The sequence below is a fragment of the Pseudomonas sp. SWRI92 genome (genome assembly GCF_014268685.1).
Taxonomy (GTDB): domain Bacteria; phylum Pseudomonadota; class Gammaproteobacteria; order Pseudomonadales; family Pseudomonadaceae; genus Aquipseudomonas; species Aquipseudomonas marvdashtae.
Genome location: NZ_JABWQY010000013.1, coordinates 64401 through 82599, shown reverse-complemented (window position 1 = coordinate 82599; position 18199 = coordinate 64401). Strand labels below are relative to the sequence as shown.

Here is an 18199-nt window from a genome sequence, read left to right as displayed (position 1 = left end):
CTCCTCGGTCACCGAGACATGCCGCATGCATAACCCCTGCGCCGTCATCCCGGTCTACAACCACGAAACCGCCATCGCTACGGTGGTCCAGACGTTGCTCGGCAACGGTTTGCCCTGCGTGCTGGTGGACGATGCCAGTAGCCCGGCATGCGCCGCGGTGCTTGAGCAACTGGCCGAGCACGAGCGGGTTCACCTGGTCCGGCTGGCGGTCAACCAGGGCAAGGGCGGCGCGGTGATGACCGGCCTGCGCGAAGCGGCGCGCCTGGGCTTCAGCCACGCCTTGCAGGTGGACGCCGACGGGCAGCACGATCTTGGCGATGTTCGAGCGTTCATCGAGCAATCGCGCACCCATCCGGACGCGGTGATCTGCGGTTATCCGCGGTACGACGCTAGCGTGCCGAAAGGTCGCTTGTACGCGCGCTACCTGACCCACGTCATGGTCTGGATCAACAGCCTGTCCTTGCAAATCCGCGATTCGATGTGCGGCTTCCGGGTCTATCCCCTGGTGCCAACCCTGGCGCTGATCGACTCGGCGAACATCGGCAAGCGCATGGATTTCGACTCGGACATCCTGGTCCGCCTGGCCTGGCGCAACCAGCCGATGCGCTGGCTGCGCACCCGGGTTCACTACCCCTTGGACGGGGTCTCGCACTTTCGCCTGTTCCACGACAACGTGCTGATCTCCAGCATGCACACCCGGCTGTTCTTCGGCATGCTGGTGCGCTTTCCGCTGATTCTCTGGCGACGGTGGCGAGCATGAACACTGACAAACAACACTGGGCCGATCGCCAGGAGCGCGGCAGTTTCTGGCTGATGAAACTCACGGCGTTCGCCGCCAAGGTGCTGGGTCGTCGGTTATTGAGCCCGGTGCTGTACGGCATCGTCCTGTACTTCTTCATTTTCGGCCGTAGCGCCCGTCACGCGGCCTGGCAGTACCAACAGCGCCTGGCCGATTGGAGCAGCCGCCCAGAGCTGCGCCCGACCCACCGGCGCGTCTTCGGGCAGTTCATGGCGTTTGCCGATTCCCTGTTGGACAAGCTCGACGTCTGGAACGGCAAACTGAGCATCGAGCAGATCGAAATCGTCGACCCGGCGCTGCTGCGCAACCACTTGCGCGACACCCGCGGGCAGATGCTGGTGGGCGCGCACCTGGGCAACCTGGAAATGTGCCGGGCCTTGGCCGAGCTGGGTGAAAAAGTCACCATGAACGTGCTGGTGCACACCAAGCACGCTGAACAATTCAACCGGTTGCTGGGCGAAGCTGGCGCGACGCACCTGCGCCTTATCCAAGTCAGCGAGCTGGACCCGGTGATCATGCTGCAACTGAGCGAACGCCTGGAGCGCGGCGAATGGCTGGCGATCGCCGGCGACCGCGTGCCGTTACATGGGGGACGCAGCGTGACCGTGGATTTCATGGGTCACCCGGCGGCATTCCCGCAAGGTCCCTGGCTGTTGGCCGGCCTGCTGAAATGCCCGGTCAATCTGCTGATGTGTCTCAAGCACGAGGGACGCTATCGCGTCACCCTCGAGCCGTTTGCCGACGCCGTGACCTGGAAGCGCAACGACCGCGAGCAAGTGATTGCCCATTGGGCCGGCCTGTATGCCGACCGCCTGGCGCACTATTGTCTCCAGGCGCCACAACAATGGTTCAACTTTTACCCTTTCTGGAAGACCGATGACGAAGCCCATTCTTGAGCCGGTAACCTTCGGCGAACGCCCCCTGTGCATCGAAGACGTGCTGGCCCTGGCCAACCGCCAGGCGCCGACGCAGCTGCAGGATGATCCGGCGTTCCGCCAGCGCATCGCCAAGGGTGCGCAATTTCTCGACTCCCTGCTGGACAAGGAAGGCGTGATCTACGGCGTCACCACGGGCTACGGCGATTCCTGCGTGGTGGCCGTGCCACTGCACCATGTCGAGGCGTTGCCGCGTCACCTGTACACGTTCCACGGCTGCGGCCTGGGCAAGCTGCTCGACGCCCAGGCCACTCGCGCCGTGCTCGCGGCGCGTTTGCAGTCGCTGTGCCACGGCGTGTCGGGAGTGCGGGTGGAACTGCTGGAACGGCTCCAGGCCTTTCTCGAACTCGACATCCTGCCGCTGATCCCGGAAGAAGGTTCGGTGGGCGCCAGCGGCGATCTGACGCCGCTGTCCTATGTCGCCGCCACGCTGTCCGGTGAACGGGACGTCATGTTCCGCGGCGAGCGCCGCCTGGCCGCCGACGTACACCGTGAACTGGGCTGGACGCCGCTGGTGCTGCGGCCCAAGGAAGCCCTGGCGCTGATGAACGGCACCGCCGTGATGACCGGCCTGGCCTGCCTGGCCTTCGCCCGCGCCGATTACCTGTTGCAACTGGCAACCCGGATCACGGCGCTGAATGTCGTCGCCCTGCAAGGCAATCCGGAGCACTTCGACGAACGCCTGTTCGCCGCCAAGCCACACCCGGGGCAGATGCAAGTCGCCGCGTGGCTGCGCAAGGACCTGGCGATCGACGCGCCGACCGCGCCGCTGCATCGCCTGCAGGATCGCTACTCCCTGCGCTGCGCGCCGCATGTGCTCGGTGTGCTGGCGGACAGCCTGGGCTGGCTGCGCTCGTTCATCGAAACCGAACTCAACAGCGCCAATGACAACCCGATCATCGATGCCGAAGCGGAGCGCGTGCTTCACGGCGGGCATTTCTACGGCGGACACATCGCCTTCGCCATGGACAGCCTGAAGAACCTGGTCGCAAACGTCGCCGACTTGCTGGATCGCCAGCTCGCCCTGCTGGTGGACGAGCGCTACAACCATGGCTTGCCGAGCAACCTGTCCGGCGCCAGCGCCGAGCGGGCGATGCTCAACCATGGTTTCAAGGCCGTGCAGATCGGCACCAGCGCATGGACCGCCGAAGCCCTGAAAAACACCATGCCGGCCAGCGTGTTCTCGCGCTCCACCGAATGCCACAACCAGGACAAGGTCAGCATGGGCACCATCGCCGCCCGGGACGCGATCCGCGTACTGGAACTGACCGAGCAAGTCGCCGCCGCCACGTTGCTGGCCGCCAACCAAGGCGTCTGGCTGCGCAGCCGCGCCGAAGATGCACGACCACTGCCGCCTGCCTTGGCCGCCATGCACCAGCAACTGGCCGAGGACTTCCCACCTGTGATCGAAGACCGCGCGCTGGAAGGCGAACTGCGCCTGTGCCTGCAACGCATCGCTGAACAACACTGGAGGCTGCATGCGTAGCCATGGTGTTTTGCACGTCGACACCCCGATCGTGGTGCCGTTTTTCGACGTCGATTCGATGAACGTGGTCTGGCACGGCCACTACGTCAAATACTTGGAAGTGGCCCGCTGTGCGCTGCTCGACCTGATCGGCCACAACTACAACGACATGCTCGAATCCGGCCATGCGTGGCCGGTGATCGACCTGCAACTGCGCTACGTGCGCAGTGCGGTTTTCGGCCAGGCCCTGACCGTACGCGCCAGCCTGGTGGAATGGGAAAACCGGCTGAAGATCAATTACCTGATCAGCGATGCCGCGACCGGCGAACGCCTGACCCGTGCCAGCTCGGTGCAAGTGGCCGTGGACATGGCCACCCGCGAAATGCTCCTGGCCTCGCCACGGGTATTTGTCGAAGCCGTCGAAAGGAAACTCTCATGAAACGCCTGCTCACCTGGCTGCTGCTGTGTGGCCTCTCGCCCCTGGCGCAGGCGTTCGACCTGCAACAGTTGAGCGACCAACTGGCCCGCCCGGACGTGATCCACGGCCAGTTCATCCAGGAAAAACACCTGCGCGCCCTGCCCCAACCACTCACCAGCAAGGGCCGCTTCGTGCTGGCGAAAAACCACGGCCTGCTCTGGCTGCTGCAAACGCCGCTGCAACAGGATTACCGCATCACCGCCAAAGGCATCGCACGGCGCGACGGCAATGGCTGGCAGCTGCTGCCGAACAAAAGTGCCGGCGCCGAGCAAAACCGCCTGTTCCTCGCGGTACTGCAGGGCGACAGCAGTGGCTTGCAACGGGATTTCGAGCTGAGCCTGTCGGGCCAGCCGCAGCAGTGGAAACTCACCCTCACCCCGCGCTCGGTGCTGCTCAAACAAGTCTTCAACCAGATCAACATCGACGGCGGCGAGCTGGTCCAGCGCATCGAACTGCTGGAAACCCAGGGTGACAGCACCGTGCTGCGCATGCAGGACAGCACCAGTGCGCAGCCTTTGAGCGAAGCGGAGCAACATGATTTTGCCGAGTGAACGGATGCTGCCCCGGCTGTTCCTGATCCTGCTGCTGGCGGTGCTGGCGCTCGCCGGTTGGCAATGGCGCAACGGCGCACCGTTGTCGGCCAATCTCATGGAGTTGGTGCCCGGCACGTCGCCTGATGCGCTGGAACTGATTGCCGAACAACGCATGCAAGAGCCGCTGAACCGCGAAGTGCTGGTGCTGGTTGGCCACGCCGACCGCCAGCACGCCATCACCCTGGCGCAAACCCTCGGCGAGCAATGGCAAGCCAGCGGCCTGTTCGACAGGGTCCAGTGGACGCTGCAGGCTGACCTGCCGGCGCTGCGCAAGCAATTGCTCGACGGCCGACTGGCCATGCTGTCGGCCGCCGATCGGCAGCAGTTGATTGATCAACCCCAGGCCTTTATCCAGCAACGGGTGCAGGCCCTGTTCGACCCGTTCAGCGGCTTCAGCCTGGTGCCAAGCCAGGATGACTGGCTCGGCCTGACCGGCCGTATCCAGAACAGCCAGCCGCAACGCGGCGCGATACAGCTGGACGTGGGCAGCGGCGCACTGATCGCCGAAGCCGACGGCAAGCAATGGGTCATGCTGCGGGCGCGCACCCAAGGCAATGCCTTCGACATGAACCTGCCGCTGCAAGTGGCCGATCTGCTGCAACGCAGCCGTGACCTCGCAAGCCAGGCCCAAGGGCAACTGCTGGCCGCCAGCGGCCTGCTGTATGCCGCTAGCGGCCAGCAACAGGCGTCGCGGGAAATCACCTGGGTTGGCGGGGGCGCGACGGTCGGCATCCTGTTGCTGTTGTTGCTGGCCTTCCGACGCTTTGCCGTGTGGCTGGCGTTCGTGCCGGTGCTGGTGGGCATGTTGTTCGGCGCGGTGGCCTGCGTGGCACTGTTCGGACGCATGCACGTGATGACCCTGGTGTTGGGTTCGAGCCTGATTGGCGTGGCAGTGGATTATCCGCTGCACTACCTGTCCAAGAGCTGGAGCCTCAAGCCGTGGCGCAGCTGGCCGGCCCTGCGCTTGACGCTGCCGGGGCTGAGCCTGAGCCTGGCGACCACGTGCATCGGTTACCTGGCCCTGGCCTGGACCCCGTTCCCGGCCCTGACCCAAATCGCAATTTTCTCTGCCGCCGGACTGATCGGCGCCTATCTGTCGGCGGTCTGCCTGTTGCCGGCACTGCTTCAACACGCTGACCTGCGCCCTGCCCAATGGCCGTTGCGGCTGTGCGACAGCCTGCTCCAGTGCCGCGACGCGTTGCTGACCCGGGTACGCACGCCGATCCTGTTTGCACTCTTGCTGGGCTTCTGTGGCGGTGGCCTTTGGCAACTGACCAGTAAAAACGACATTCGCCAGTGGATCGGCACGCCCCAACACCTGACCGATGAAGCCCAGGCCATCGCCCGCATCACCGGCTTCCAGCCCACCAGCCAGTTCTTCCTGATCCGTGCCGAGAACCAGCCACAGCTGCTCGAACGCCAGACGGCCCTCAACGAGCGGCTTGACCAGTTGATCGGCCTGGAAAAACTCCAAGGCTATCTGTCCCTCAATCAATTGGTCAGCCCGCCCGCCGAGCAACAACAGGTTCGTGAGGCCCTGGCCCGGCTGCCGGCGTTCTGGCAGCCGCTCCTGGACCTCGGCGTGCCCGCCGCCGCGCTGGAAACGGAGCTGGCGCAATTGCAGGCCTTGCCGGTCACCGACATTGACGCCGCGCTGACCGGGCCGCTGGCCGAACCCTACCGCACGCTCTGGCTCGGCCCGACGGCGCAAGGCGTGGCGGCGGTGGTCAGCCTGCAAGGCTTGAACGATGCCGCGCTGCTGCGGGTGCAGGCGGTGGACCTGCCCGGCGTCCAGCTGGTGGATCGCCTGGGCGACCTGAACCGGGTGTTCGCTGCCACGCAAGTCAGCGCCGCCGAACTGAAACTGGCCTCGTGCGTGCTGATCGTATTGGTGTTGATCTGGCCATTCGGCGTCGGCGGTGCCTTGCGCGTCGTGGCATTGCCGCTGCTGGCTGCGCTGTGCAGCCTGGCGAGCCTCGGCTGGCTGGGGCAACCGTTGACGCTGTTCAGCCTGTTCGGCCTGCTGCTGGTGACGGCCATCGGCGTCGACTACGCCATTCTCATGCGTGAACAGATCGGCGGTGCCGCCGTGAGCCTGCTGGGCACACTGCTGGCGGCGGTCACGACGTGGCTGTCGTTCGGCTTGCTGGCGTTGTCCAGTACGCCGGCGGTGAGTAACTTCGGCTTGGCGGTAAGCCTGGGGCTGGCATTCAGCTTCCTGCTCGCGCCGTGGGCGGGGCGTCAGGTCCATGCCGGCACTGCGGAGCCCGTCCAATGATGACCGCGTTGTTCTGGCTGCTGACCTTGGCACTGTTTGCCTTCGCGACCCTGGTTGGCCGTCGCTTCGGGCTGATACCGATCGTCAGCCAATTGCTGCTGGCGACGTTCGGCCTGCCCTTGTTGATGTACTTCTGGATCGAGCCGGGTTGGCACCTCAGCGGCGCGCAACTGGTCTCGCCGGTGTGGCTGAAAAACCTCTACAGCCTCGCGTTCGCCTTGTTGCTGGGGCACATTCTCAGCGATGTGATCGACCTGAGGCTGGACCGCCAGAGCGTTAAAATCGCCTTGCCGAGCTTTGGCGTGCCGTTCGTGTTCGGGTTGGCGACTGCGGTCTGGCTGCTGCCGCCACAGCCTTGGATCAGTTCGCTGGCGGTCGGGCTTTTGTTTGCGATTACCGCGATTCCGGTGCTGTACCTGTATTTGCGGCACATCGCTTACCCGCCCGCCGCCACCCGGCGCCTGGTGCAGACCGCGATTCTGATCGACCTGATCTGCTGGAGCCTGTTCGCCCTGGCCCAGGGCAGCCTGCACCTGGGCAGCCTGCTGCTGCCATTGGCCGGCGCCTGCGTGCCCTTGCTGCTGCGACTGGCCGGCCTGCGCCAACCGCTGCTGCACAGCGGCCTGTTCTTTGCCCTGCTGGTGGTCGCCGAACATTACCGGCTCAATGCGTTGATCACTGGCATCGGTTATCTGCTGTGCATGGCCGCGCTCAAGGTGCCATTGGTATTGCCCCTCAGCGCCGCCTGGATGCATCGGTTGCAGACCTACCTGGCGATCCCGTTGATCCTGACCTTCGGCATCGTGCAGATCAATGTGCACAGCGCCATGGACAGCCTTGGCTGGATCCAGCTGGGTGCGTTGCTGCTGTTGCCGATTGCCAGCAAACTGCTCGGCAACTGGCTGGGGCTCGGTTGGGCCGGGGCCTCGTTCGTCGGCGCCAGTCGCTGGCGGGAAAGTGTCTTGCTGAACATTCGCGGCTTGAGTGAAATCGTCTTCCTCAATCTGCTGCTGCAACAACAGCTCATCAGCCCGGCGCTGTACTTCGCGCTGATGCTGATGGGCCTGATCGCCACTTTGCTGCCGGCCGTGGCCGGTTTCCACCGTATTCCTTCGCATGCCGTCCCGGCCAGGAGCCCAAGTGTCAACAGTTGAAATGGAACGTCGACAGGTCGTGATCATCGGCGCAGGGCCTTCCGGCGCCATTGCCGCTGCGCTGCTCAAGCGCAGGGGCCACGATGTGCTGGTCATCGAGCGCCAGCATTTTCCACGGTTCTCAATCGGCGAGAGCCTGCTGTCCCATTGCCTGGACTTCGTCGAAGAAGCCGGCATGCTCGACGCGGTCAACGCCGCCGGCTTCCAGCGCAAGAACGGCGCGGCGTTCGCCTGGGGCGAGCGCTACAGCGCCTTCGATTTCGGCGACACCTTCAGCGAAGGCAAGCCCACCACGTTCCAGGTCCAGCGCGCCGACTTCGACAAGTTGCTCGCCGACCAAGCCGCGCTGCAAGGCGTGGAAATCCGTTACGGCCAGGCCATCGCCAACGTAGATTTCACCCTGGCCAAGCCGCAACTGGGCGTGCAGCGCGAGGACGGCAGCGAGTACCGGGTCGAGGCCGACTTCGTGCTCGATGCCAGCGGCTACGGCCGAGTCCTGCCGCGTCTGTTGGACCTTGAGGCACCCTCGAACTTCCCGGTGCGCCAGGCGGTGTTCACTCACATCGAGGATCGCATCGACGGCCCAGCCTTCGACCGCGAAAAAATCCTCATCACCACCCATCCGAGCAAACGCGACGTGTGGTTCTGGACCATTCCGTTCAGCGGTGGCCGCTGCTCCGTGGGCGTGGTCGCGGCGGCAGAACATTTCGAGGGACGCACCGAAGACCTCGACGCCTGCCTGCGCGGCTTCATCAATGAAACTCCAAGCCTGGCCGGTGTCCTGCAGAACGCTGTGTGGGACACCCCGGCGCGCACCATCGGCGGCTACTCGGCCAACGTCAAGACATTGCACGGCCCTGGCTTCGCCCTGCTGGGCAACGCTGCGGAATTCCTCGACCCGGTGTTTTCCTCCGGCGTGACCATCGCCATGCGCTCGGCGAGCATGGCCGCGGGCGTGCTGCATCGTCAGCTACAAGGCGAAAGCGTCGATTGGCAGAGCGAGTTCGCCGAGCCGCTCAAGCGCGGCGTCGACACCTTCCGCTGCTATGTCGAGGGCTGGTACGCCGGCACGTTCCAGGACGTGATTTTCTACACCGAAGGTTCCGCCGACATCCGGCGCATGATCAGTTCGATCCTGGCCGGCTACGCCTGGGACCAGCGTAATCCCTTCGTCAGCGAACCCAAGCGGCGCTTGCGCATGCTTTCGGAAATCTGCGCGAGCCCGACGCCATGAGTCAGCCGTCATGAGCTACCTGAGCGACAACTACGTCGAAGAAACCCGCTTCGGTTTCTGGTTCTTGCGCAGCCACACCTGGCAGCACCATGTGTTGCGCGTGGCGATCAACGATCTGCGCGGTCTGTTCAGCACTTTGCCGCCCTCCAACCCGGTGTTATTGGACGCCGGATGTGGCCAGGGCAAGTCGTTTCAATACCTGCGCCAAGTATTCGCACCACAACAACTGATTGGCGTCGACGCCGACCCGCACAGCCTGGCGTTGAGCACCGCAGAAGCTTCCCGCCAGGGCATGGCCGTGGAGCTGATCGGCAGCGACTGCGCGACGTTGGCGGTGCCTGACGCAAGCGTGGACCTGCTGTTCTGCCACCAGACGTTTCATCATTTGGTCGAGCAGGAAAAGGCCCTTGCCGAGTTTTACCGCGTGCTCAAGCCTGGCGGCTACCTGATGTTCGCCGAATCCACCGAGGCCTACATCGACACCTGGGTGATCCGCTGGCTGTTCCGCCACCCGATGCACGTGCAGAAAAGCGCCGCGCAGTACCTGGCGATGATTCGCAATCAAGGGTTCCAGTTCGAAGACCACAACGTCTCCTACCCGTACTTGTGGTGGAGCCGAGCCAAGGATTTCGGCCTGCTGGAACGCTTGGGCTTGCGCCGGCCCAAGCCGTTTGGCGAACGGGAGGAAACCCTGGTCAACGTGGTCGCCCGCAAGCCGCTCGAAGGAGACGCCCGATGATCCGTGGCCTGTTGATCGGTTGTCTGCTGCTGCTCAGTGCCTGCGCCAGCCACGCGCCGCTGCCGGAACGTACGCCGACCCTGGCGCTGCCGCTGCAATTGCACATCGAACGGCAACTGGCCGGCCAACGCCAGGATTGGTTACTGGTGATCCAGCGCGAAAACAGCGGGATCCGTTGGTCGATGATGGACCCGCTGGGCATCCCCCTGGCCCGCCAGCGCCTGGTCGATAGCCAGTGGCAGGCCGACGGTTTGCTACCACCGAATGCCGAAGCCCGGGAGCTGTTCGCCGCGCTGCTGTTCGCCCTGACGCCCGAAGCGGAGCTGGCCGGCAACTACCCCACCGCTCGGCAGCGGAGCACCCAGCGGACCCTCGACACACGTTGGCAGGTGCGTTACGAGCAACCGCTGGACTTCGAACTGAGCCTGCCTGAAGGCCCGCATTACCGCATCACACCGTTGACCGAGAACGCCCCATGACCGCCTATTTGAACGCCCTCGGGGTGATCTGCGCCCTGGGCCGAGACAAGCAAAGCGTCGCGCGCAACCTGTTTGCCGGCGATTGCTCGGGCCTGCGTGTCGAAGCCGGCTGGGTGCCTGAGCGGACGTTGCCGGTGGCTTCGGTGACGGGCGAACTGGCCTCCATCCCGCAATGCTTGGTGGCACAACGCAGCCGTAACAATCAACTGTTGCTCGAAGCCGGAATGCAGATTCGCCCCGAGATCGACCAGGCGATCAGTACCTATGGCCGCGCCCGCATCGGCATCGTCCTGGGCACCAGCACATCGGGCATCGATGAAGCCAGCCAGGGCATCGCCCACTATCTGCGCGAGCAGCGGTTCCCCGATGGGTACGACTACCAACAGCAGGAACTCAGCGCGCCGGCCAATTTCCTCTCCGACTGGCTTGGCCTGAGCGGTCCGTCCTATGTGATCTCTACTGCCTGCACCTCCAGCGCGCGAGCCTTGATGAGCGCTCGTCGCCTGTTGGACCTTGGCCTGTGCGATGCGGTGCTGTGCGGCGGCGTGGACAGTTTGTGCAAGCTGACGCTCAACGGTTTCTCGGCACTGGAAGCGGTCTCCAGCGAACGCTGCAACCCGTTTTCGGTGAACCGCAGCGGTATCAACATCGGCGAGGCGGCGGTGCTGTTTCTCATGAGCAAGGCGCCAGGCGATGAGCATTCGATCGCCCTGCTCGGTGACGGCGCCAGTTCCGACGCGCACCACATTTCCGCACCCGAACCCAGTGGCCGCGGCGCCCGCCAGGCCATGGAAAAAGCCCTGCGCTGCGCGGGCCTGGACGCCAGCCAGATCGATTATCTGAACCTGCACGGCACCGCCACGCAACATAACGACGCGATGGAAAGCCACGCGGTGGCCGGGCTGTTCCCAGCCGGCGTACCCTGCTCGTCGACCAAACCCATGACCGGCCACACCCTCGGCGCGGCCGGAGCGCTGGAAGCGGCGTTCTGCTGGTTGACCCTGAGCTCACAAAACCCCGACCAGGCACTGCCGCCGCATGTCTGGGACGGCCAAGCCGATCCCGACCTGCCGGCACTGCAATGGACCGACACCCGCGCCCGCCTGAACCCGACAACACCCCGTCGCCTGATGAGCAATTCATTTGCCTTCGGCGGCAACAACGTCAGCCTTATTATCGGAAACGCCCAATGATTGACTGGCCGCTCGCCGAATTGCTGCCTCACGCAGGCGACATGATCCTCATCGACCGGATCCTGTCCTTCGATGACGAGCAGATCCACGCACTTGCCACCGTCAAGCCCGACGGTTTGTTCAACCGTGAAGACGGTGCGCTGCCGGCTTGGGTCGGCATTGAATTGATGGCCCAGAGCGTGGCGGCGTTTGCCGGTTGCCACGCACGCCGACGGGGCGGTTCCGTGGAACTGGGCTTCCTGCTCGGTACGCGCAAATTCGAATGCAACGTCGAGTGTTTCCCCCTCGGCACAGAACTGGCCATCCACGGCCTGCGCTCCCTGGAAGACGACAACGGCATGGGTGTGTTCGAATGCCATATTCGCGCACCCGGCATCCACGCTACCGCGCGCCTGAATGTGTTCCGTCCGCCCCATGCCGCCCAGTACCTCAACGAACCGTCCGCAACAGGAACCCAGCCATGACTGAATCCATACTGGTCACCGGCTCCAGCCGTGGCATCGGCCGCGCCATCGCCTTGCGCCTGGCCCAGGCCGGGCATGACATTGTATTGCACTGCCGCAGCGGTCGCGCCGAGGCCGAAGCCGTCCTGGCGCAGATATTGGCCCTGGGTCGAAATGCCCGGGTGCTGCAATTCGACGTGTCCGATCGCGCCGCATGCAAGGCCATCCTTGAGGCCGACGTCGAAACCCACGGCGCCTATTACGGCGTGGTGCTCAACGCCGGCCTGACCCGCGATGGCGCCTTCCCGGCCCTGAGCGAGGACGACTGGGATGTGGTGATGCGCACCAACCTCGACGGTTTCTACAACGTGCTGCACCCAGTGATGATGCCGATGATCCGTCGTCGCGCCGCTGGACGAATCGTCTGCATCACCTCGGTTTCCGGGCTGATCGGCAATCGCGGCCAGGTCAACTACAGCGCGTCGAAGGCCGGGTTGATCGGCGCGGCCAAGGCGTTGGCAATCGAGCTGGGCAAGCGCAAGATCACCGTCAACTGCGTCGCGCCGGGCTTGATCGACACCGCCATGCTTGATGAAAACGTACCCGTGGAAGAATTGATGAAAATGATCCCCGCCCAGCGCATGGGCACCCCGGAAGAAGTGGCTGGCGCGGTGAACTTCCTGATGTCCGCCGAAGCGGCCTACATCACCCGGCAAGTCCTCGCCGTCAACGGAGGCTTGTGCTGATGAAGCGCGTTGTCGTCACCGGCATGTCCGGCATCACCTCGATTGGCAGCGACTGGGACACCATCGCCGCCAACTTCGCCGCCAACCGCAGCGGCATCCGGCGCATGCATGAGTGGGACCGCTTCACCGAGCTGAACACCCGGCTGGCCGGACCTATCGATGACTATCAGGTGCCCGCTCACTGGACCCGCAAGCAACTGCGCAGCATGGGCCGGGTTTCGCGCTTGGCCGTGGGCTCGGCGGAGCAGGCCCTGGCCGACGCCGGGCTGCTGGGCGATCCGTCGATCAAGGATGGGCGCATGGGCGTGTCCTGCGGTTCGTCGACCGGCAGCACCGACGAGATCAAGGCATTCGGCAACATGCTGCTCAACAGCGTCGCCGAAGGGCTGAACGCCAACTCCTATGTGCGCATGATGCCCCACACCACGGCGGCCAATATCAGCATCTTCTTCGGGCTGACCGGACGGCTGATCCCCACGTCCAGCGCTTGCACCAGTGGCAGCCATGGTATTGGCTACGCCTATGAAGCGATCAAGTTCGGTCGCCTGCCGTTGATGCTCGCCGGCGGCGCGGAGGAACTGTGCCCGACCGAAGCAATGGTGTTCGATGCGCTCTACGCCACCAGCCTGAAAAACGACGCACCGCAAACCAGCCCACGCCCCTACGACAAGGGCCGCGACGGACTCGTGATTGGTGAAGGCGCCGGCATGCTGGTACTTGAAGACCTTGAGCACGCCTTGGCCCGCGGCGCACGGATCCATGCTGAAATCGTCGGTTTCGGCAGCAACGCCGACGGCCAACACGCCACCCGCCCCGAATTGAGCACCATGCGCCGCGCCATGGAGCTGGCCCTGGAAGACGCCGGCCTCGAACCGTCCGCGATCGGCTACGTCAACGGCCACGGCACCGCCACCGAGCAGGGCGATATTGCCGAGACCCTGGCCACCAGCAGCCTGTTTGGCGAACACATGCCCATCAGTTCGCAGAAAAGCTTTCTCGGCCATACCTTGGGCGCGTGCGGCGCGCTGGAGTCCTGGTTCAGCATCGAGATGATGAACCGCGACCTGTACGTGCACACCTTCAACCTCGATGAAGTCGACCCCGAATGCGGCAAACTCGATTACCTGCGCAATGAGTTCCGCTCGTTGAGCAATGAATACGTGATGAACAATAATTTTGCCTTTGGCGGGGTCAACACTTCGCTGATCTTCCGCCGCTGGCACTGATTCTCGTTAGCTCTGGTCAAGGAGACCATTATGTCGTTGAAGAAAATCGCCGTAACCGCCGCCCTGTTGCTCAGCACCCTGCCAAGCCTCAGCCAGGCCCGTGATACCGCGCTGTTCCTGCCGTTCGACAAAGTCGTCGCCGAAGCCATCCGCACCGGCAAGATCGACGGCAGCGTGAAGTTCTACCTGGCCGGCAACAAACCGGCCGGCAACGTCACCGTGGTCAGCCCTGGCGCGGTCACCAACAAGAAAACCAACGCGTTCAACAAGTCTGATGAAGTGGCTTGCGAATGGGTGCTGCAATCGGCGCTGATCAGCCTGCACCAGGCCGCCAAGAATGCCGGCGCCAACGCCGTCACCAACATCGTCAGCTTCTACAAGAGCAACGAACGCAAGGACCCGACTACCTATGAATGCCACGCGGGCGCGATCATGGCGGGCGTTGCGTTGAAAGGGGATTTGGCGAAGGTGCAATAGACCTCGCATTCCCCGTGGCGAGGGAGCTTGCTCCCGCTGGGCTGCGCAGCAGCCCTTTTTTACGGGTGCGTTGCCTGAAACAGTTTTCCAATCGCAGGCAAACTCAGAAAACGAACCACCGTATTTCCGATATTTCCCACACCAAAGAGCTTGAATTTCGCGCTAGGGTCGCCTTCCCAACCATAAGCCGGAATTTTAGGGATGAAGGAAATGCCCAAGAAAGCAGTGATCGTCTTCAGCGGCGGTCAAGACTCAACCACCTGCCTGATTCATGCCTTACCGATGTATGACGAAATACACTGCATCACCTTCGATTACGGCCAGCGCCATCGTGCAGAAATCGAAGTGGCGCGACAGCTTTGCAAAAAATTTGGCGTCGCGGCCCATAAGGTATTGGACACCTCGCTGCTGAATGAACTGGCCGTCAGCAGCTTGACCCGGGACAACATCCCAGTCCCGAATGTCAGCAATGCCGCCCACGGTGTACCCAGCACCTTTGTCCCAGGGCGCAACATCCTGTTTTTAACCTTGGCTTCGATTTACGCCTATCAAGTGGGCGCCGAAACTGTCATCACCGGTGTCTGCGAAACCGACTTCTCAGGCTACCCGGACTGTCGCGATCAGTTCGTCAGGCTCCTGAACAATGCCATCGAAACAGGCATGGATTACAAACTGCGCATTGAGACGCCGCTCATGTGGCTCGACAAGGCAGAAACCTGGGCGCTGGCCGATCATCATCAACAACTGGAAGTGATCAGGCACCACACCCTGTCCTGCTACAACGGCATACAAGGAAGTGGCTGCAGGGAATGTGATGCCTGCCATCTGCGTGCCAGGGGTTTGGAACAGTTTCTCGAAAACAAGGTAGGAACCATGACCCGCCTGAAAGAGAAACTGGCGCTGTAGGTATAGGGCAGCTCGAAGGGGATGGGTTATCGGAGATTACCCATCCCGCCCATTTCAAGCAGGTTGGACGTTAGTGATATAACGCTTGAACAATGACCTCGCCCCATAAGCGGGGAGGATATTGAATAGAGCGAAGCAAATTTTTATTGCTATCTGCACATATATTATACTCAACAGCTCAGCGTTTCCCATCTTTCCATAAAAGGCGATAAAACAGAAAATAAAACTATCGAGAATAACCGCAAAAAAAGTACTGACAAACACTCTCAGAAATAAAAACCTAGAATTTGTAAGCCTCTTTATCTTGCTCAACAAATAAGAGTTAACGTACTCCGAAAACAGAAAAGAAACCGAAGACGCTATTAATGCAGCTGACACATGAGTAACAACTTCCCCATAATGCGCATCCAACTTCCAACCCGTCAACCCGGGAAGCCAATTGGTAAAACTCAGTAGCGCAAGGATAAAAGCATTACTTACAAAAGCAAGCAATATCGCCTTCCTTGCAAGCCTAAGCCCATAGAACTCATTAAGCAGATCCACGATGAGAAATGTCAACGGATATAAAAAAAGCCCTGGAGTCACAACAATATCAAACAGTTCTATATGGACCAGCTTCGCCGCAGCAACATTGGTGAAGATATAGAGCCCGAACAGCATTAAGTTCAGCACCACATAGGCCATCCAAGACCGCTCATGACGATCGCTGACTTCATAAGCAGTCACCGCGCTACCGCCAGAATAAAACTTCCTGTAAATATCCTTAATTTCAACCTTATTCAAATTATCTACAATCTCACTTCCCACCAACTCGTTTAGCTTTACTTTTATCACCTTCCCGGTCGTCATCACCATAATGATCGCAAGCTTTTTGTTTCTCTCAAAACCCAAGAGCTTGTATTTATCATTCTCAATCTCCACACTATTGGCCATTGAATCGCTCCTCCACCACTTCACCTATTACCAAAGCCACATCAGAATCAAAACCAGGCTCACTAACAACAAATAATTTTTTAGTCGCCCTGCTGTAGACGAGTTTTTCCCCTGAATTACTCGCTCCACCTTTCCTCACCACTAATAAGTCTCCCCGGTCATACACGCCGCTAATATCCTTCTCCAGAAGGACGCCAATCAAATTGCTGGCCGCGCCAAAGTAGTAGGTCAACGGATTGGCCACCACCAGCTCACCAATTCTTTTGCCCAGGCTGTCGACCAATTGACTCTCTCTTATAATAGGAACCGCCGCCGGATTCATATTTCCATATAACGAAGCGCTGCTTTCTATGACCTCCCGCCCTTCCAGGTCCACCGTTTCTATTTCCTTATAAGACACCCCGAAAAAATCGGATATCTTTTGAATAGTCGACTGCTGGACATTAACAACCCTACCTTCAAGGATATTATAAATAGTCGTTCGAGTCAGACCACTGGCACTGCACAATGACAGCCGTGTTTCACCTCGACTCCTGATAAGATACTTGATGTTATTTTTTAGTTGTTCTGTTCTATCTTTCTTATACATACACACCCACCCTTTCCTTAAAACCACCCTCGACCACGCGCCTAGGCGAGTCCGAGCCGGTGGCTTTCGCCAGGCTGCATCCTACACACCCCGATCATGAGAAAAAACAATACAGTCAAATAGTCGATAATTGGTGAATTGCAACCACTGCTACATCTTCGTCACAAAATCACAAATCACGGATATAACCCTACAAACAAAGATGAAAATTCTTACAGACAATTACGCAACACCCAAACAATCACACCGATCCAACTAACATCGGAAGCATTTATTTACATAGATGTTCAGAAATATGATTAATCCAGCAAAATTTTCTGGTAATAAATCAGGCCTAGCCACCACCTCATGAGGCGGATCGCTTGATATTGGCGAGTTCATAACCGAGCAAGGAGCTTCAGAATGCAAAAGGTCATCCCAAACGCCACGGAATCACAGGATGTTTCTACCGTCGACACACATCAAGAACACCCAGAATGCATTAGTCGAGTCTTTACTGTCCTCCCCAACATCGATACCCAATCCCTGCTCTGCCACGCCAGCGAAACCCTCGCCTCCCTGAACGTCATGTCCACCGACCTCGCCGGCGAGCTGCAAGGCGCAAACCGCAGCATGGCAATGGCCCTTCAACAACTGACAGAGCTTGGCGAGCTGCTGGTCAATCGTGCTTTGGAGAACCTGGAGCCCCCCGTAGGCACGCCGGACGCTTCGTTAAACAATCAACGTTAACTCTTGAACCCCGAAAACCTGGTGTTCGAAGAGGGTGCCTACAGTGAATTGGCTCGCTTGCCGGTGATCTCTTTGCATGAGGGCTGCGATTTGCTGGATGTCGTCGGTCGACGCTTGCAGGCGCAAGTCGCAACCTGACAGAAGAAAAGGCGCCTTGCGGCGCCCTTCAAGATTTCTCTCTTAAAACTCATGGCTTCTTCTGCATTCGCCTATCCGGCCTCATTTGATTACAGTCTTTGCGAGTGCAGGTAATGAACCTCCGCCAGTTGAAGAGCAGGCAAAAAATCCTCCGCCATCGGCACGCCTTCACGCACGATGATCATGAAACGTTTCTGAAGCGTATTGATGATCTTGTCGCCATTGCTCAGGCGGCTGCCGACCAGTGCAATGTCGCTATTGTTTTTCCCGGCGCCGGTGATGATCCGTGCCGTGCTGCCATCGGCATACACCACCTGGTCGCCTTTCTGCGCGGCGCGTACTTTCCAGCCATTGTCCAAGGTGAACGTCAACGACGATGACACTTGCTGGATCGTTCCGCCATTGCGCGTCTGGCTTCCCTCGGTGGCCACTCGGTAGATGGCGATTGGCGGATGAGCTTCGACGAAGGCTTTTTGTCGACTCATGAATGCCGCGACTTCTTCGCCGTAACCCTCTAGTTGCCGGGGCTGCTCCAAGTACAAGTCATCCAGATGGAGAAGAGATTCATGGGAGATTTCGTTGGTGTAGGGGGCATCCAAAGATGAGTGCATTTCCAGGGACCTCATTCATGGGCTTCAGGCTGCTTCCCTTGCCACTGGGGGAAG

General features: G+C 60.9%; 21 protein-coding genes. 18 read left to right on the top strand and 3 right to left on the bottom strand.

From position 1 onward, the window contains the following. The first annotated feature begins 25 nt into the window (after nt 1-25). From HU762_RS19340 to queC, 16 genes are all read left to right on the top strand, one after another. Nucleotides 26-760 carry a glycosyltransferase family 2 protein gene (locus HU762_RS19340; protein WP_186639725.1) on the top strand — a complete coding sequence of 245 codons (735 nt, stop codon included), beginning with the start codon at nt 26-28 and terminating at the stop codon, nt 758-760. After that, a complete protein-coding gene (locus tag HU762_RS19335; protein WP_186639723.1) occupies nt 757-1695 on the top strand; it encodes a glycosyl transferase in 939 nt (312 codons plus the stop codon). The genes HU762_RS19340 and HU762_RS19335 overlap by 4 nt, the downstream gene beginning before the upstream one ends. Next, complete coding sequence (locus HU762_RS19330) at nt 1676-3220, top strand: aromatic amino acid ammonia-lyase (RefSeq protein WP_186639721.1); 1545 nt, start codon at nt 1676-1678, stop codon at nt 3218-3220. Before HU762_RS19335 ends, HU762_RS19330 begins: the two co-directional genes overlap by 20 nt. Continuing rightward, nucleotides 3213-3638, top strand: a complete 426-nt coding sequence (locus HU762_RS19325; RefSeq protein ID WP_186639719.1) for an acyl-CoA thioesterase — start codon at nt 3213-3215, stop codon at nt 3636-3638. The genes HU762_RS19330 and HU762_RS19325 overlap by 8 nt, the downstream gene beginning before the upstream one ends. Continuing rightward, complete coding sequence (locus tag HU762_RS19320; RefSeq protein WP_186639717.1) at nt 3635-4228, top strand: outer membrane lipoprotein carrier protein LolA; 594 nt, start codon at nt 3635-3637, stop codon at nt 4226-4228. The genes HU762_RS19325 and HU762_RS19320 overlap by 4 nt, the downstream gene beginning before the upstream one ends. After that, complete coding sequence (locus HU762_RS19315; protein WP_186639715.1) at nt 4212-6548, top strand: hypothetical protein; 2337 nt, start codon at nt 4212-4214, stop codon at nt 6546-6548. Before HU762_RS19320 ends, HU762_RS19315 begins: the two co-directional genes overlap by 17 nt. Beyond that, on the top strand, nt 6545-7702 hold the full coding sequence (locus tag HU762_RS19310; RefSeq protein WP_186639713.1) for a sodium:proton antiporter: 1158 nt from the start codon (nt 6545-6547) through the stop codon (nt 7700-7702). Before HU762_RS19315 ends, HU762_RS19310 begins: the two co-directional genes overlap by 4 nt. After that, a complete protein-coding gene (locus HU762_RS19305; RefSeq protein WP_186639711.1) occupies nt 7689-8936 on the top strand; it encodes a tryptophan 7-halogenase in 1248 nt (415 codons plus the stop codon). Before HU762_RS19310 ends, HU762_RS19305 begins: the two co-directional genes overlap by 14 nt. 10 nt (nt 8937-8946) lie before the next feature. Beyond that, nucleotides 8947-9675 carry a class I SAM-dependent methyltransferase gene (locus HU762_RS19300; protein WP_186639709.1) on the top strand — a complete coding sequence of 243 codons (729 nt, stop codon included), beginning with the start codon at nt 8947-8949 and terminating at the stop codon, nt 9673-9675. Then, complete coding sequence (locus HU762_RS19295) at nt 9672-10154, top strand: DUF3261 domain-containing protein (protein WP_186639707.1); 483 nt, start codon at nt 9672-9674, stop codon at nt 10152-10154. Before HU762_RS19300 ends, HU762_RS19295 begins: the two co-directional genes overlap by 4 nt. Further along, nucleotides 10151-11347 (top strand): beta-ketoacyl-[acyl-carrier-protein] synthase family protein, encoded by a 1197-nt coding sequence (locus HU762_RS19290; protein ID WP_186639705.1) that lies wholly within the window; start codon nt 10151-10153, stop codon nt 11345-11347. The genes HU762_RS19295 and HU762_RS19290 overlap by 4 nt, the downstream gene beginning before the upstream one ends. Continuing rightward, entirely contained in the window at nt 11344-11811 is a 468-nt protein-coding gene (locus HU762_RS19285; protein ID WP_186639703.1) for a hotdog family protein, read from the top strand. The genes HU762_RS19290 and HU762_RS19285 overlap by 4 nt, the downstream gene beginning before the upstream one ends. Next, nucleotides 11808-12536 carry a 3-oxoacyl-ACP reductase FabG gene (fabG, locus tag HU762_RS19280; protein ID WP_186639701.1) on the top strand — a complete coding sequence of 243 codons (729 nt, stop codon included), beginning with the start codon at nt 11808-11810 and terminating at the stop codon, nt 12534-12536. Before HU762_RS19285 ends, fabG begins: the two co-directional genes overlap by 4 nt. Then, nucleotides 12536-13762 (top strand): beta-ketoacyl-ACP synthase, encoded by a 1227-nt coding sequence (locus HU762_RS19275; protein WP_186639699.1) that lies wholly within the window; start codon nt 12536-12538, stop codon nt 13760-13762. The genes fabG and HU762_RS19275 overlap by 1 nt, the downstream gene beginning before the upstream one ends. A gap of 30 nt (nt 13763-13792) precedes the next feature. Then, nucleotides 13793-14239: a hypothetical protein gene (locus tag HU762_RS19270; RefSeq protein WP_003197008.1), complete on the top strand. Its 447-nt coding sequence runs from the start codon at nt 13793-13795 to the stop codon at nt 14237-14239. Between the two features lie 210 nt (nt 14240-14449). Beyond that, nucleotides 14450-15145 carry a 7-cyano-7-deazaguanine synthase QueC gene (queC, locus tag HU762_RS19265; protein WP_186639832.1) on the top strand — a complete coding sequence of 232 codons (696 nt, stop codon included), beginning with the start codon at nt 14450-14452 and terminating at the stop codon, nt 15143-15145. A 54-nt stretch (nt 15146-15199) separates the two neighbouring features. Here queC and HU762_RS19260 read toward each other — a convergent pair whose 3' ends face one another. Together HU762_RS19260 and HU762_RS19255 are read right to left on the bottom strand one after the other, a co-directional pair. Further along, the gene (locus HU762_RS19260) at nt 15200-16078 is read right to left on the bottom strand and encodes a queuosine precursor transporter (protein ID WP_186639697.1); all 879 of its coding nucleotides are present in this window, start codon (nt 16076-16078) and stop codon (nt 15200-15202) included. Next, nucleotides 16068-16667 carry a helix-turn-helix transcriptional regulator gene (locus tag HU762_RS19255; RefSeq protein ID WP_186639695.1) on the bottom strand — a complete coding sequence of 200 codons (600 nt, stop codon included), beginning with the start codon at nt 16665-16667 and terminating at the stop codon, nt 16068-16070. The genes HU762_RS19260 and HU762_RS19255 overlap by 11 nt, the downstream gene beginning before the upstream one ends. 402 nt (nt 16668-17069) lie before the next feature. Between HU762_RS19255 and HU762_RS19250 the strand changes: the two genes are divergently transcribed. Then, the gene (locus tag HU762_RS19250) at nt 17070-17396 is read left to right on the top strand and encodes a DUF6124 family protein (RefSeq protein WP_186639693.1); all 327 of its coding nucleotides are present in this window, start codon (nt 17070-17072) and stop codon (nt 17394-17396) included. A 3-nt stretch (nt 17397-17399) separates the two neighbouring features. Continuing rightward, nucleotides 17400-17534 (top strand): hypothetical protein, encoded by a 135-nt coding sequence (locus HU762_RS26920; protein ID WP_264082746.1) that lies wholly within the window; start codon nt 17400-17402, stop codon nt 17532-17534. Nucleotides 17535-17623: 89 nt separating this feature from the next. On the opposite strand, the gene HU762_RS19245 is transcribed toward HU762_RS26920, so the two are convergent. Beyond that, nucleotides 17624-18145: a PAAR domain-containing protein gene (locus HU762_RS19245; RefSeq protein ID WP_186639691.1), complete on the bottom strand. Its 522-nt coding sequence runs from the start codon at nt 18143-18145 to the stop codon at nt 17624-17626. Nucleotides 18146-18199 lie beyond the last annotated feature (54 nt).